The sequence below is a fragment of the Streptomyces sp. B21-083 genome (assembly GCF_036898825.1).
In the GTDB taxonomy this organism is placed as follows: domain Bacteria; phylum Actinomycetota; class Actinomycetes; order Streptomycetales; family Streptomycetaceae; genus Streptomyces.
The window spans coordinates 3,490,684-3,505,797 of sequence record NZ_JARUND010000002.1; the positions used below are offsets into that span (position 1 = coordinate 3,490,684).

Annotated in this window: 10 protein-coding genes; 3 read left to right on the top strand and 7 right to left on the bottom strand. The window is 70.1% G+C overall.

The features are described from left to right. Nucleotides 1-31 precede the first annotated feature (31 nt). The 3 genes from QA861_RS39585 to QA861_RS39595 form a co-directional block, all read right to left on the bottom strand. Entirely contained in the window at nt 32-1,201 is a 1,170-nt protein-coding gene (locus QA861_RS39585; protein WP_334593673.1) for a serine hydrolase domain-containing protein, read from the bottom strand. Between the two features lie 139 nt (nt 1,202-1,340). After that, entirely contained in the window at nt 1,341-3,110 is a 1,770-nt protein-coding gene (locus QA861_RS39590; protein WP_334593674.1) for a TIGR03767 family metallophosphoesterase, read from the bottom strand. Between the two features lie 231 nt (nt 3,111-3,341). Continuing rightward, on the bottom strand, nt 3,342-3,803 hold the full coding sequence (locus QA861_RS39595; protein ID WP_334593675.1) for an NUDIX hydrolase: 462 nt from the start codon (nt 3,801-3,803) through the stop codon (nt 3,342-3,344). A 337-nt stretch (nt 3,804-4,140) separates the two neighbouring features. Between QA861_RS39595 and QA861_RS39600 the strand changes: the two genes are divergently transcribed. After that, nucleotides 4,141-7,458: a S8 family serine peptidase gene (locus tag QA861_RS39600; RefSeq protein ID WP_334593676.1), complete on the top strand. Its 3,318-nt coding sequence runs from the start codon at nt 4,141-4,143 to the stop codon at nt 7,456-7,458. Nucleotides 7,459-7,555: 97 nt separating this feature from the next. Here the strand turns inward: QA861_RS39600 and QA861_RS39605 are convergent, their stop codons facing one another. Both QA861_RS39605 and QA861_RS39610 read right to left on the bottom strand, forming a co-directional pair. Then, nucleotides 7,556-8,347: a hypothetical protein gene (locus QA861_RS39605; protein ID WP_334593677.1), complete on the bottom strand. Its 792-nt coding sequence runs from the start codon at nt 8,345-8,347 to the stop codon at nt 7,556-7,558. Nucleotide 8,348: 1 nt separating this feature from the next. Next, nucleotides 8,349-8,885, bottom strand: coding sequence for a sigma-70 family RNA polymerase sigma factor (locus QA861_RS39610; RefSeq protein ID WP_334593678.1), 537 nt, complete (start codon nt 8,883-8,885; stop codon nt 8,349-8,351). Between the two features lie 343 nt (nt 8,886-9,228). On the opposite strand from QA861_RS39610, the gene QA861_RS39615 reads away from it, so the two are divergent. Both QA861_RS39615 and pepN read left to right on the top strand, forming a co-directional pair. Further along, nucleotides 9,229-10,248, top strand: a complete 1,020-nt coding sequence (locus tag QA861_RS39615) for an aspartate-semialdehyde dehydrogenase (RefSeq protein WP_334593679.1) — start codon at nt 9,229-9,231, stop codon at nt 10,246-10,248. A 313-nt stretch (nt 10,249-10,561) separates the two neighbouring features. Beyond that, nucleotides 10,562-13,144 carry an aminopeptidase N gene (gene pepN, locus QA861_RS39620; RefSeq protein WP_334593680.1) on the top strand — a complete coding sequence of 861 codons (2,583 nt, stop codon included), beginning with the start codon at nt 10,562-10,564 and terminating at the stop codon, nt 13,142-13,144. Between the two features lie 394 nt (nt 13,145-13,538). Here pepN and QA861_RS39625 read toward each other — a convergent pair whose 3' ends face one another. Both QA861_RS39625 and QA861_RS39630 read right to left on the bottom strand, forming a co-directional pair. Next, nucleotides 13,539-13,862, bottom strand: a complete 324-nt coding sequence (locus QA861_RS39625) for a hypothetical protein (RefSeq protein ID WP_334593682.1) — start codon at nt 13,860-13,862, stop codon at nt 13,539-13,541. Nucleotides 13,863-14,051: 189 nt separating this feature from the next. Beyond that, a complete protein-coding gene (locus QA861_RS39630) occupies nt 14,052-15,017 on the bottom strand; it encodes an EamA family transporter (RefSeq protein ID WP_334593684.1) in 966 nt (321 codons plus the stop codon). Nucleotides 15,018-15,114 lie beyond the last annotated feature (97 nt).

Consider the following 15,114-nt stretch of genomic DNA (forward strand, 5'->3'; position numbering starts at 1 on the left):
CCTCGTGTTTGCCTGTGTATTTCGCGCGTCCCTACTCGGTCCCGCAGTACTCCGCCTCGACGATCTTCCCCGAGTCGCCGCTCCAGTCGCCGTTGAAGTTGAAGGCGAGGGAGTGCTTGCCGTCGGCCGTGGTGGCCGCCACGGAGCTGGAGCCGTGGATGCCGCCGCTGTGGCCCCAGACGGTGATCCCGCAGCTCAGCTCGTTCTCGATGAGGCCGAGCCCGTAACGCCCGCCGACCTCGGCAGCGGGGACGGTCGTCTTCATCTCCGCGAGCTGCTTCGCGGGCAGCACCTTGCCACGCAGAAGCGCCGAGTAGAAGCGGTTCAGGTCACCGGAGTTGGTGATGATCTCGCCGGCGGAGTTCGCCACCGAGGGGTTGAGCTCGGTGACGTCGTAGATCTTGCCGGTGGCGTTCTCGGCGAGCGGTGAGTAGGCGCGGCTGCTGGTCTGCGGCACCTTGGCGCTCGTACCCGGCATGTACGTCCCCTGCAGCCCGAGCGGCTTGATGACGCGCCGACGGACCTCGTCGCCGTACGAGTTGCCGGTCACCTTCTTGATGACCATCCCGGCGATCGTGTAGTTGGTGTTGGAGTAGCTCCAGCTCGCGCCCGGCGCGAACTCGGGCTTGTGAGCCATGGCGATCTTGACGATCTCGTTCGGGGTCCAGGTGCGGTACCGGTTCTTGAAGAAGCCCTCCGCGAGGAAGACCTCGCGCTGGAAGTCCTCGTCCTCGGTGTAGTTGAAGATGCCGCTGGTGTGGTTGAGGAGCTGGCGGAGGGTGATCTTCCGCCCGTCGTGCCCGTTGCCCCGTACGACCCCGGGCAGCCACTTGTCGACCGTGTCGTCGAGCGACACCCTTCCCTCGGCCTCCAGTTGGAGCAGGACGGTCGCGATGAAGGTCTTCGTGATGCTGCCGGCCCGGAAGTTGTCCTGGGCGCTGCGCGGCTGGTTGGTCTTGAGGTCGCCGACACCGGCGGTCGCTTTCCATACCCCGTGCCAGTCCCTGGCCTGAAGGGCCACACCGGGTACGCCGTCCTGGACGGCGGCGTTCATGGCTGTGCGGGTGGCCTCGTGACCGACGTCGCCACCGCGTTCGGCCGGTGCGGCCGTCGCGGGCGCCGCGAACGCGCCTGCCGCGACGGCAACCGCCACGGCCATCCCGACCAGCCTCACGTTGCCCGGCCTCTTGTTGACTGACATACCGTTCCCCCTTGTTCATGACCTTCGGCGCGTCCTCGCCGAGGGTCGGTCGGGGGGAGGGACCCGGCGGGTGGGCGTGAGGTTGCTCGGGGTGGTCCGGTTGAGTGACTTTCAGCCTTCTCACAGGTGGGGGCACCGGTCACCCCTTCTTCAGCACCAGCTCCACGTTCCGGTCCCCCGCGCCCCCCGACAGGTCGACCCTCGCCCCCGGGGCGTTGAAGGACAGCTCGCGGTACAGGGCCGCCAGGCCCGTCTGGGAGAGGTCCGTGTAGTCCGTGCGGTGGGGGGCCGCCGATTCGACCAGGGTCGTGAACAGCGAGAGGGTGCCGTCGTTGTTGTCCACCAGCTCGATGACGCGGGCCAGTTGGGGGAAGTCGATGTGTGACGCGGTCGAGATCTCCCAGAACGAGCGGTCGTCCGGGGCCGAGTGCGCGGTGATGACGTTGCGGTGGATGTGGCCGTTCACCCAGGCGAGGACATTGCGGTGACTCGCGAGCAGCGCCACGAGGTCCGCGCCGTCGTAGCGCTGTTCTTCCGGGTGGGCCGGGTCGCGGTGGGTGTTGGTCATCGACTCGCTGGTGTGGTGGCTGAAGACGATGGCGTACGAGCCTGCTTTCGCGTGTTCCTTCAACGTGCGGTCCAGCCAGCGCACTTGGGCCGCGCCGATCGAGCCCTGGTAGTGGCCGCCCGGGTCGGTGGTGTCGATGCTGATGCCGATGACGTCGTCCGAGATACGGAAGGTGTAGTACTGGGTTCCCGAGTCCAGGTTGGCCGACGAGTAGCCGTGGCCGACCGGGCCCACGCCCGCGTACGCCGGGTTCAGGTGCGCCTTCAGATAGTCGGCCCGGGTGAACGGGGCCCTGTTCTCGTCCGGGGTGACCGAGCGCAGGTCGCGCGTGTGGGCCTGGATCAGCTCCCGGAAGTGGATGCCCTTCGGGTCCTCGGAGCTTCTGATCTGGTCCTGGAGCGCCTTGCTGCGTGCCGTCGGCAGATCCATCAGCTTCCTGCCGCCGACCGCGAAGTCGGTGAGGAAGGGGTCGCTGTGGGAGGCGTAGCAGCCGAGGGGGAGGGAGTCGTGGTTGCCGACCGTCGAGTACCAGGGGAGGTTCAGGCCGGGGCTGCGCACCTCCCGTACGGCCGCCGCGAGGAAGCCGTCGATGTGCGGGAAGCCGTGCTGCTTGTCGGAGTCACGGGTGGGCGAGTCCGGCTGCCAGTAGAGCGGGAGGCCGCTGTTCTGGACGCCCTCGTAGTGGCGCGGGTCGCCGGTGTTCGGCGTCATGCGGCCGCCGCTCATCACCTTCATGAACCACTCCAGCTCGGAGTGCGCGTTGTTGTCCGTGTTGTCGCCGGTGGTCATCACGAAGTGGAGCGGGGAGCCGGTGACGGGCGCTCCGCGCAGGGCGTTGATCCGCTCGACCAGCGAGGTCGCGCCCTGCACCGACAGTGCCTCGTGCGGGCGCCAGGCGTGCCGGTCGGCCGAGCGCATGTACTCCATGCGCAGCGGGTGCTGTACGTCGGTCAGGTGCAGGTCCGTGAACTGGACGAAGGCCGCCATGGTGGTCCGGCGGGCGGCGCGGCCCGACTTCGGCGCCGCCAGCTCCGAACGCACCACCCGGCCCCACGCCTCGCCCTCGCCGAGGCGCCGGTAGGCGCCCGTGCCGAGAGGCGCGGAGACCGTGTTGAGTGTGGTGCCCCGGGTGAAGGGGGCGAGCGTGGCCGACGCCGCCCGGCGGGACAGGGCCACCGGGCCCTCGGCGGCGGTGGTCTCGGCTGCTGTGGCGGCCTGGCTGTCACTGGGCCGCAGCCCGTAGCCGACGCCCGCCGAGACGGACACCGCCCCGGCCGCGGCGAGCAGTGAACGTCGATTGAATCCCGGCGTGGGGCTTGCGACAGAGCGTGTGCGCGACATGGCGCGGTCTCCCCGAGTGCGAACGCGTCGGAAGTGGTCGCGGGCGATCGCAGTCGCGAACGTCCCGCTCACTCTGGATGCTTGGCACCGGGAATGACCTGCGCGTGAACGAGGCAGCAACGCGCGACGCCGATCTCCGTACGTGGATCTTGGGCCACCTCGCCCGTTCACGACCGCACGGCGAACGGCCCGGAGTCCGTCACTCCGCGTTCATCTGCCGGGGTACGTGGGCTACTCCTCCCCTGCCTGCACGACCCTCCCCGTGACCGGCCGCTCCCGCCACAGTTCCAGCCCGACGACCACTGTCCGCGCCCTTTGCAGCCCCGCCACCGCGTCCAGGTCGTGCCAGGCGGCGAGGTCCGTGGAGCCGTTCGTCTCCGGGCGGAGTTCGCCGCCGGTGACCAGGCCCTCGTAGACCAGCGCCAGGCCCTGGTGGTCCACCGGGCGCCACCGGCGGTGGGTGAAGGTACGGCGGCGGGAGTCGACGCCGAGCAGGCCCGTCACGTCGATGCGGTAGCCCGTCTCCTCCAGGAGCTCACGGCGGACCGTGTCGTACGGGTCCTCGCCGTGTTCCATGCCGCCGCCCGGCAGTACCCACTCGTGGCCGCCCCGGCCGTCGGGGCTGCGGGCGAGCAGGATCTGGCCGTTCCGGACGCAGACGGCGTAGGCCGCCACCCTCAAGGTCGTTCGCACACAAGGAAGTTAACGTGCGCGGCGGGAACGTGCGGGGGAATTGTCCGACCAGGGCCTGTATCGAGCCGTGGGCGGCGGACCCGTGCTGCGCCCTACGCGCCGCCACCCCAACCCGACCGGGCTGCGCAAAGGTGTGGAAGCTCACCCTTCTGGCTATATCTCCCCAAGGCGATCGCGGGTTTTCCCCATCCATCCATATCGTTTCGGTCAACCTTCACCAAATATCCGCCTCTTGAGTAAAGCTGGGCAATCGTCCGGGGTCGCATCCGGACGATCGCGGCCAGGGTCGATCGACCTGGTCGCTCGACGCACGTTCCTTTACCTACAAGGGATGCCGATGACCTTCACGCCCGAGCGCGAACCGATAACGAGCGCGAGACGCCTGGCACGCATAGCCGTGGCCGCCGGACTGGTGGCCGCGCTCTCCGGGGCAGGGCCGATACCCATGGCCTTCTCCGCGGACACGGCGACGGGGACGGCCCCGGCCGACGGCGCCGTCAAGTCGGCGCACGACAAGCTCGGCTCCGACGACGCCGAGCTTCTCTCCGAGGCCAAGGCCGACGGAGACAAGACCGTCACGATGATGATCGCCACCGCGCCGGGCCAGACCGAGCAGGTCGCCGCGCAGCTGGACGCGGTCCAGGGCGGCCTCGTTGGCCGGACCTTCGACAAGGTCGGCTACGTCCGGGCCACCGTCCCGACCGCGAAGGCCGACGCGGCCATCAAGGCCGCCGCCAAGCTCTCCTCCGTGCACGGGATCGACCTGCGCCAGGACATCCCGCTGGACGACCCGACGCCGAGTGCCGACACCGCCTCCGCCCCCCGGGCGGGTGCCGCCACCAAGACCAGGACCTACGCGGCGCCGGACAAGAAGACTCCCGCCGAGAACCCGTACAACCCGTCGTTCGAGACGGGCGCCGTCGACTTCGTGAAGAAGAACCCGAAGGCGGACGGCCGCGGCATCACCATCGGCATCCTCGACTCCGGTGTGGACCTGGCGCACCCCGCGCTGCAGAAGACCACCACCGGTGAGCGCAAGATCGTCGACTGGGTGACGTCCACCGACCCGGTCAACGACGGCGACGGCAGCTGGCTTCGGATGACGAGGGCGGTCTCCGGTCCGGCCTTCGCCATCACCACGGCCAGCCAGGGCACCGAGAACTTCACGGCGCCGGTCGGCGACTACAAGTTCAACTACTTCGCCGAGTCCGTCACCGCCGGCGGCGACCAGGCCGGCGACGTCAACCGCGACGGCGACAAGACCGACGTCTGGGGCGTGCTGTACGACGCCGCCGCCGGCACGGTCACCGTCGACGTGAACGACAACCACGACTTCACCGACGACACACCGATGAAGGCGTACAAGGACGGCTACCAGATCGGCTACTTCGGGACGGACAACCCGGCGACCGACGTCGCCGAGCGCATCCCGTTCGTCGTCGAGACCCGCAAGGACGTCGTCTACAACGCGGCCGGCGCCAAGGCCGACTACGCGAACATCGGCATGATCTCGTCCGAGCACGGCACCCACGTCGCCGGTATCACCGCGGCGAACAGCCTGTTCGGCGGCAAGATGAACGGTGCCGCGCCCGGCGCCAAGATCGTGTCGTCCCGCGCCTGCGTCTTCGGCCCGGGCTGCACCAACGTCGCGCTGGCCGAGGGCATGATCGACCTCGTCGTCAACCGTGGCGTCGACATCGTCAACATGTCGATCGGCGGCCTCCCGGCGCTGAACGACGGCAACAACGCGCGCGCCGAGCTGTACACGCGGCTGATCGACACGTACGGCGTCCAGCTCGTCATCTCGGCCGGCAACTCCGGCCCGGGTGTCAACACGATCGGTGACCCCGGTCTGGCCGACAAGGTCATCTCGGTCGGCGCGTCCGTCTCCAAGGAGACCTGGGCGTCCAACTACGGCTCCGTCGTGTCGAAGAAGTACGCGATGATGCCGTTCTCCTCGCGCGGCCCGCGTGAGGACGGCGGCTTCACGCCGACGATCACCGCGCCCGGCGCCGCGATCAACACCACGCAGACCTGGCTGCCCGGCTCCCCGGTCGCCCAGGCGGGCTACACCCTCCCGGCCGGCTACTCGATGCTGCAGGGCACCTCGATGGCGTCCCCGCAGGCCGCCGGCGCCTCGGCGCTGCTGCTGTCGGCCGCCAAGCAGAAGGGCATCGCCCTCTCCCCCGCCGACCTCCGTACGGCCCTGGTCACGCACGCCGACCACATCGCGGGTACGCAGGCGTACGAGGAAGGCGCCGGCCTCATCAACATCGTGGACGCGTGGAAGGCCATCGCAGCCGGCGCGACCGCCCTCGACTACACGGTCAAGGCCCCGGTCGACACCGCGCTCGACCAGGCGCTGAAGACCCCGGGTTTCGGCACCGGCCTCTACGACCGTGAAGGCGGCCTCAAGCTCGGCGTCAGCAAGACGTACGAGATCACTGTGACCCGTACGTCCGGTCCCGCCAAGGCGATCCGGCACGACCTGCGCTTCAGGAACAACGTCGGTGGCACCTTCAGGATCGCCGGCAAGGAAGACGTCAGCCTGGCGCTGAACAAGCCGGTCACCGTCAAGGTCGTCGCGAACTCGAAGACGGCCGGCATCAAGAGCGCGATCCTTGAGCTCGACGACCCGCAGACCGAGGTCGTCGACAAGCAGATCATGACCACGGTCGTGATCTCGAAGCCGGTCAAGTACACGTTCTCCGCGTCCGGTTCGGTGCAGCGCAACAGCACCCAGTCCTACTTCCTGACCGTGCCCGAGGGCGCCAAGACCCTTGAGGTCGCGATCAGCGGACTGGCCGCCAACAGCCAGACCCGGTTCATCTCGATCCACCCGTACGGTGTCGCCGTCGAGGACACGGGCACGCCGTACTGCTACAGCAACTACCCGAACACCAACGGCTGTGCGCCCGACGTGCGTTCGTACCCGAACCCGCAGGCCGGTGTCTGGGAGGTGGAGGTCGAGGCGCGTCGTACGTCGCCGCTGCTCGACAACCCGTACAAGCTGGCCGCCACCGTCCTGGGCGCGACCTTCGACCCGGACGTCGTGACCGTCCCCGAGGCCAAGGTCGGCACGCCGATCGCCGCCTCCTGGAAGGTGACGAACAACCTCGCCGCGGTCGACGGCAAGCTGGCCGGCGGTCCGCTCGGCTCTTCCCTGACCGCCCGTCCGACCATCGCCACCGGTGAGACGCAGACGACCACGGTCGAGGTGCCCGCGGGTGCCGCGTCCCTGAACGTCGCCATCGGCAAGGTCTCCGACACCGCCGCCGACCTGGACCTCGTCGTGTACAACGCGGCCGGTACAGCGGTCGGCACGTCCGCCGACGGTGACTCGGAGGAGGCGGTCTCCATCGCCTCGCCCGCAGCCGGTACGTACACCATCCAGGTCATCGGCTACGCGATCCCGGCCGGTACGACCGCGTACGACTACCAGGACGTCTTCTACTCGGCCGCCCTGGGCTCCATCCAGGTCGCCGGCACCCCGGTGAAGCTCGGCACGGGCGCCTCGGCGACCGTCTCCGGCAACATCGTCGCCTCGGCCCCGGCGCCCGCCGGCCGTGAGTTCTTCGGCCAGGTGTCCCTGGTGAACGCGCACGGCACGGCTGCCGGTATCGGCAACGTGAAGATCGAGAAGGTCACGCCGTAGCGGTAGGTACGACCCAAGGGCGGGCGTCCGGTACCTGGTACCGGGCGCCCGCCCCTTTGCCGTTCACTCTCGGATCACTCCCGGACCGTTCTCGGACTCACTCGCACGCGAGCGTGCGAGACTCCGGCAGTGCTGCCGTGATCCAGGCCCGTTCGGCGGCGATCTCCTTCTCGCCCGTGGACCAGGTGTCGGGGGATTCGGCGTCCGCCGCGATGCCGATCAGGGTGTGGACGCCCACCGTCAGCCGGGGGTCGGCCTCCCGGTCCATCACGAACGTCACCTCTGCCGAGCCCTTGGCCGGCTTGTAGTAGCGGGTGACGCGCAGGGTGATCCGGTCCTGGTCGGCGCCGGGGCCGGGGTCGACCGCGGTGACCGTGCCCTCGACGACCAGGCGGGCGCAGGCGAGATATCCCGCGTGACGCAGCGAACCCGCGACGCTCCCGTCCTTGGCACCCTCGCCGCTGTCGCTGTCCGGGCCGAGCGAGTAGGACGGCACCGAACCGGCCGACGAGGACGCCCCCGAGTCCTCGGCCCCGTTGCCGGCCTGCGAGAGGAGCCACCCCGACCCGGTGATCAGGGCTCCCGCGGCGGACACCGCGGCGACGCCGAGGGCGAGGGTGCGCAGCGGACGCCAGTAGTGCCATTCCCGTACCTGAACCCGGACCGGAACCCGGGCCGGCATCCGCACCGGCACCGATTCGGGCTCCGTGTCCTCCTGCGCCGCCAGCGCGTCCCCGATGAGCCCCAACTGCTCGCGCAGCAGCGCCACATCGGCCGCAGCCGACCAGTGCTCGGCCATGAAGTCGGCGTCCGTGAGGGCCTCTTCGGGCAGCGGGTCGTCCGTCAGCGCGGCCATCAGCGCGTCCACGCCGTTGTGTTCGGCGGCCATGTCACACCACCTCGTCCTCGTGCAGGCGGGCACGCAAGGCCCGTACCGCCGTGTGCAGCCTGCTCTTGACCGTGCCCTCCGGGATACCCAGTTCCTCGGCGATCCCGCGTACCGGCAGGTCGGCGAAGAAGCGCAGGACCAGTACCTGGCGCTGGGAGTCGGGCAGGTCGTCGAGTCCCTGGGCGACGGCGAGGGAGAGCAGGCTCGTCTCCTCCCCGGAGGGATGCGCCACCGGCTGGCGCAGAGAGGCGAGCCGCTCCCCCAGCCGTTCCTGGCGACGCTTCGACCGGTGCCAGTCCATGGCGAGGTTGGAGGCGACGACCGCCGCCCACGCCGAGACGTCACGCGGTGCCTCGTGTCCGTTCGCGGTGCGTTCCAGCAGCCGCAGGCGGACCTGCTGTACCCCGTCCAGCAGGTCCGCCTGCGGCACGCCTCCGAGCGCGAGCACCGCTCGGACCCTGCGCTCCTGCGCCGTGTCCAGCGGGTCGCCGTGTTCGTCCTCCTGGACGCGCCGGGCCTTTCTGCGCAGCACAAGCACCCTCCCCCTCGCCGCGTTTTCTCTACGACGCCGAGGGCCCCCGAAACGTTCAACCTCGGCGGAGACGTACGTCACACCGTTATCGAAGCGAGACGACCGCCTCGCCCTTCCCCGGTCGGCCGAGCCCGTACACCTTGCGCCCCACTGTCCGCGCGGGGCCGGTTTCTCCAGCTCAGGATGGGTCCGGCCGGACGATCGCTGCCGTTCGCGGCCCGTGTCGCGTCCCAGTCCTCGGGCATGCCGGGCAAAGGATTGGACATGTTGCCCCGGGTGGGACGCATGATGGAAATGCGCCGGTCACGCAATCGGTCGCGCGATACAGCGCCATACAGAAGGAGTCGCCGTGAGGGTCGGAATCGTCGGAGCCACCGGGCAGGTCGGCACGGTCATGCGCAGGATCCTCGTCGAGCGCGAGTTCCCGGTCACCGAGCTGCGGCTGTTCGCTTCGGCGCGGTCGGCGGGGTCGGTCCTCGACGGCGTGACGGTGGAGGACGCGGCGACGGCCGACTACACCGGCCTCGACATCGTGCTGTTCTCGGCGGGCGGCGCGACCTCGAAGGCGCTCGCGGAGAAGGTCGCCTCGCAGGGTGCCGTCGTGATCGACAACTCGTCGGCGTGGCGCCGGGACCCGGAGGTACCCCTGGTCGTCTCCGAGGTGAACCCGCACGCCATCGTGGACCGTCCCAAGGGCATCATCGCCAACCCGAACTGCACGACGATGGCCGCGATGCCGGTCCTGCGGCCGCTGCACACGGAGGCCGGCCTCGACGCGCTGGTCGTCGCGACGTACCAGGCGGTGTCCGGCTCGGGTGTGGCGGGTGTGGCGGAGCTGCACGGCCAGGCGCAGAAGGTGATCGCCGACGCGGACAAGCTGACGCACGACGGTTCGGCGGTCGACTTCCCCGAGCCGCAGGTCTACAAGCGTCCGATCGCGTTCAACGTGCTGCCGCTGGCGGGCAACCTGGTGGACGACGGCTCGTTCGAGACGGACGAGGAGCAGAAGCTGCGCAACGAGTCCCGCAAGATCCTGGAGATCCCGGAGCTGAAGGTCTCCGGTACGTGTGTCCGCGTGCCGGTGTTCTCGGGCCACTCCCTCCAGGTGAACGCGCGGTTCGCGCGCCCGCTGTCGGTGGAGCGGGCGACGGAGCTGCTGGCGGGGGCGCCGGGTGTCGTCCTGTCGGACATCCCGACCCCCCTGGAGGCGGCCGGTCAGGACGCGTCGTTCGTGGGCCGCATCCGCGTGGACGAGACGGCGGAGAACGGGCTCGCGTTCTTCGTCTCCAACGACAACCTGCGCAAGGGCGCCGCGCTGAACGCGGTACAGATCGCGGAGCTGGTGGCGGTGGAGCTGCAGGGGAAGTAGAGGTTTCTTCGCCCCCGCCGCCCCTACCCGTCCCATCCCTGGGGGCTGCCGCCCCCAGACCCCCGCTCCGGCCCTGAACGTGCCTTGTCCGCAGACTCCCCCAGCCGGGCTGGAGGTCCGGGTCCGGCGTCGCGCTGACGATGTCCCGGCGCGGGAACCAACTCGCCCCCCGCATCGTCAGCACAACGCGACCTCTTGAGGATCACCGGGCCCACGGGCCGTCCAGCCCGCTCAGCGGCGGGTTGTGGACATCGCCCCGGCCGTGGATCCCATGGAAGGATGGCGCAACCCACACATACGAGGAGATGACCGCGTGCCTGGCACAAACCTGACCCGCGAAGAGGCGCAAGCGCGGGCGAAGCTGCTCACCGTTGACTCGTACGAGATCGAGCTCGATCTCTCCGGCGCACAGGAGGGCGGCACCTACAGGTCCGTGACCACGGTGCGCTTCGACTCCGCCGAGACCGGCGCGGAGTCCTTCATCGACCTGGTCGCTCCGGCCGTGAACGAAGTCACCCTCAACGGCGACGCGCTCGACCCCGACGAGGTCTTCAAGGACTCCCGGATCGCGCTGCCGGGACTGCTGGCCGGCCGCAACGTGCTGCGCGTCGTCGCCGACTGCGCCTACACCAACACCGGTGAGGGCCTGCACCGCTTCGTCGACCCCGTCGACCAGCAGGCGTATCTCTACACCCAGTTCGAGGTGCCGGACGCGCGGCGCGTGTTCGCGTCGTTCGAGCAGCCGGATCTCAAGGCGACCTTCCAGTTCACGGTGACGGCGCCGACCGGCTGGACCGTGATCTCCAACTCGCCGACGCCCGAGCCCAAGGACGACGTCTGGCGCTTCGAGCCGACGCCCCGTATCTCCACGTACATCACCGCGCTCATCGTCGGCCCGTACCACTCGGTCCACAGCGTGTACGAGGCGGACGGGCAGACCGTCCCGCTCGGCATCTACTGCCGGCCCTCGCTCGCCGAGTTCCTCGACTCCGACGCCATCTTCGCGGTGACCCGCCAGGGCTTCGAGTGGTTCCAGGAGAAGTTCGACTACGCGTACCCGTTCAAGAAGTACGACCAGTTGTTCGTTCCCGAGTTCAACGCCGGTGCCATGGAGAACGCGGGCGCGGTCACCATCCGCGACCAGTACGTGTTCCGGTCGAAGGTGACCGACGCCGCGTACGAGACGCGCGCCGAGACGATCCTGCACGAGCTGGCGCACATGTGGTTCGGCGACCTCGTCACCATGGAGTGGTGGAACGACCTGTGGCTGAACGAGTCGTTCGCCACGTACACCTCGATCGCCTGCCAGGCGTACGCCCCCGGCTCGCGCTGGCCGCACAGCTGGACCACGTTCGCCAACTCCATGAAGACGTGGGCCTACCGCCAGGACCAGCTGCCGTCCACCCACCCGATCATGGCCGACATCCGAGACCTCGACGACGTCCTCGTCAACTTCGACGGCATCACGTACGCCAAGGGCGCCTCCGTACTGAAGCAGCTCGTCGCGTACGTCGGCACGGACGCGTTCTTCGCGGGCGTGCAGGCCTACTTCAAGCAGCACGCGTACGGCAACACGCGGCTCAGCGACCTGCTGGGCGCCCTGGAGGAGACCTCCGGGCGTGACCTGAAAGCGTGGTCGAAGTCGTGGCTGGAAACGGCCGGCATCAACATCCTGCGCCCCGAGATCGAGACGGACGCGAACGGTGTCATCACCGCCTTCGCCATCCGCCAGGAGGCGCCGGCCCTGCCCGCCGGCGCCAAGGGTGAGCCGACGCTGCGGCCGCACCGTATCGCCGTCGGCCTGTACGACCTCGACGACGAGAGCGGCAAGCTGCTGCGCGACGAGGAGAGCGGGCGGATCGAGCTGGACGTCGACGGCGAGCTGACGGCCGTGCCGCAGCTGGTCGGCAGGCGTCGTCCGGCCGTGATCCTTCTCAACGACGACGATCTGTCGTACTCCAAGGTCCGCCTCGACGACGACTCCCTCGCCTTCGTCACCGAACACCTGGGCGACTTCGAGGCGTCCCTTCCGCGCGCGCTGTGCTGGGCCTCCGCCTGGGACATGACCCGCGACGCCGAACTGGCCACCCGCGACTACCTCTCCCTCGTCCTGTCGGGCATCGGCAAGGAGTCGGACATCGGCGTCGTGCAGTCCCTGCAGCGGCAGGTGAAGCTGGCGATCGACCTGTACGCCGACCCCGCCGCCCGCGAGGCCCTGCTGACCCGCTGGACGGACGCCACGCTGGCCCACCTCCGCGCGGCCGAGGCGGGCTCCGACCACCAGCTGGCCTGGGCCCGCGCCTTCGCGGCCACGGCCCGTACCCCGGAGCAGCTGGACCTCCTGGACGCCCTGCTGGAGGGCACGCAGACCATCGAGGGGCTGGCCGTCGACACCGAGCTGCGCTGGTCGTTCGTGCAGCGGCTGGCTGCCGTCGGGCGCTTCGACGAGGAGGAGATCGCGGGCGAGTACGAGCGCGACAAGACCGCCGCCGGTGAACGTCACGCCGCCACCGCCCGGGCCGCCCGCCCGACCCCGGAGGCCAAGGCGGAGGCCTGGGCGTCGGTCATCGAGTCCGACAAGCTGCCCAACGCCGTCCAGGAGGCGGTGATCGGGGGCTTCGTCCAGACCGACCAGCGCGAGCTTCTGGAGCCGTACACCGACAAGTACTTCGCGGTGGTCAAGGAGGCCTGGGACTCGCGCTCGCACGAGATCGCCCAGCAGATCGCCATCGGCTTCTACCCGGCCGTCCAGGTGTCCCAGGAGACCCTGGCGAAGACGGACGCCTGGCTGACCGCCGCCGAGCCGAACGCCGCTCTGCGCCGGCTCGTCTCGGAGTCCCGTTCCGGTGTCGAGCGCGCGCTCAGGGCACAGGCGGCGGACGCGGCGGGGTCATGACCCGCCGCTCGTGAACTCGCGCTGAGCCGCACGCCGAACGGCGCGCCCCGATGGACAGGGGCGCGCCGTTTCGGCGTAGTGCCGGATGCCGGCGAGAGCGGCAACGGCATCGGGCTTCACTCCGGGCGTCCCCAGGCCCTGTCGTCACATTCCGTCTGCCTCGCGACACGCCATGCACGCTCCCCCACCGCACAAACGGCGTGGGAGGTTCCCCCTCGCCGCACCAGGCGCAGACCCACGTACGTCCGGTACGAAGATCCACGCCCGGCACGCCGAGAGCACCCACCTACTCGGACATCAGCCGCCGCTGCGGAGGGCGGGTGCCAGGCCCGCCCTCCGGGTTGACGACGGGAATGGGACGACAGGACCTGACGGCTGATCGCCGTCGTTCTCGTCATCCGGCGCCCCCACGTGTGCCGCGGGCGAGTCGCAGCCGCATGGCGAGCCACAGTTCGGCCGCGCCGCGGCTTGTGTCCGGCCGGGCGTCGTGGAGGCTCGGGCAGCAGGCGTCGTGGGCGATCTTCGCGGTGCCGTAGTCCCGGTGATGGGGTCCTGGCCAGGCGATTCCGCCGGCCAGATGGTAGATCTCGGCGTCGGCGAAGGGTCCGGCCGGATAGTCCCCCGGGATCAGTGCGATCCACTCCACCTCCGTCTCCGGCTCCCCGCCGCCGAGGAGCCGCGCCGGGTCCGGACCGGCGTGCGGCCGGTAGCCGTTCACGCCGTCGAAGCGAAGAGTTCGGTGCCGATGCGTGGCAAGGCCGCACCGGGGGCACGGCACGGTCAGCGTCCGCCCCCACGCCGGCACGCCCGAATCACTCATTTCCGGTCCGCCTCAGGCTGGACAATAACGCGTCAACACCCGGAACAACGGCGGAAACCCGCGCGACGACACGCGCGGCGACACATGTCAGGAGCGCCGCGCCGCCAGGACGGGACCCCCGGCCTTCCCCGCCCCGGAGCCCGTCACCGGCTCTGTCACCGACCCCGGCGCTGTCACCGAAGCGGCCCTGCGCACCCCGACCTGCCCCGCCACCGTCGCCCCGAACGCCAGTGCCATGCCAGCCAGTTGGACCGGTGTCAGCGCCTGGTCGAGGGCCGCCCAGCCGACGAACGCGGCGGTGAGCGGGGACAGCGGGCCGAGGAAGGTGACCTGGGTCGCGGTGAGCCGGCCTATGCCACGGAACCAGAGCCAGTACGCCACCGCCGTGTTCGCCAGGGCGAGGTAGACGTACCCGGCGGCGGCCCGGCCGTCCAGCGCGGGCGGAGCGCCCTCGACGAGCACGGCGAGGGGCGCGATGAGCAGGCCGCCGGCGGTCAGTTGCCAGCCGGTGAGGGCGAGCGGGCCCACGCCGTCCGGGCGACCCCAGTGCTTCGTCAGTACGGTGCCCGTCGACATCGACGCGGTGGAGGCGAGGGCGGCCAGCACGCCCACGGCGTCCAGCGCCCCGGCCGCCTTCAGGACGACCAGACTGACGCCGAGCGCCGCCGCGATCCCGGTGAGCAGGGTGCGTACGGTCGGACGCTCGCCCAGGAGCAGCACCGCGAGCCCGGCGACGAACAGCGGGCCGACCGACCCGACGACCGCCGCCATACCGCCCGGCAGCCGGTACGCGGACAGGAACAGCAGCGGGAAGAAGGCGCCGATGTTGAGCGCGCCCAGGACCGTCGCCTTCCACCACCAGGCCCCGCGCGGCAGCACCCGGGTCAGTGCGAGCAGCACGAGACCGGCGGGCAGGGCGCGCAGCAGAGCGGTGAAGAGGGGGCGGTCGGGCGGGAGGAGTTCGGTGGTGACCGCGTATGTGGTGCCCCAGGAGATGGGCGCCAGGGCGGTGAGGGCGATGGTGGGGACGAGGGCGGAGCGGCTGGCGGGCATGAGCGCACCCTTCGGAGTAGGTCGACGCTAAGTAGCTTAGCGCTAAGCAACTTGCCGTCAAGCTACTTTCTCGCGAGTGACCGTCCGGCTCCCTGTT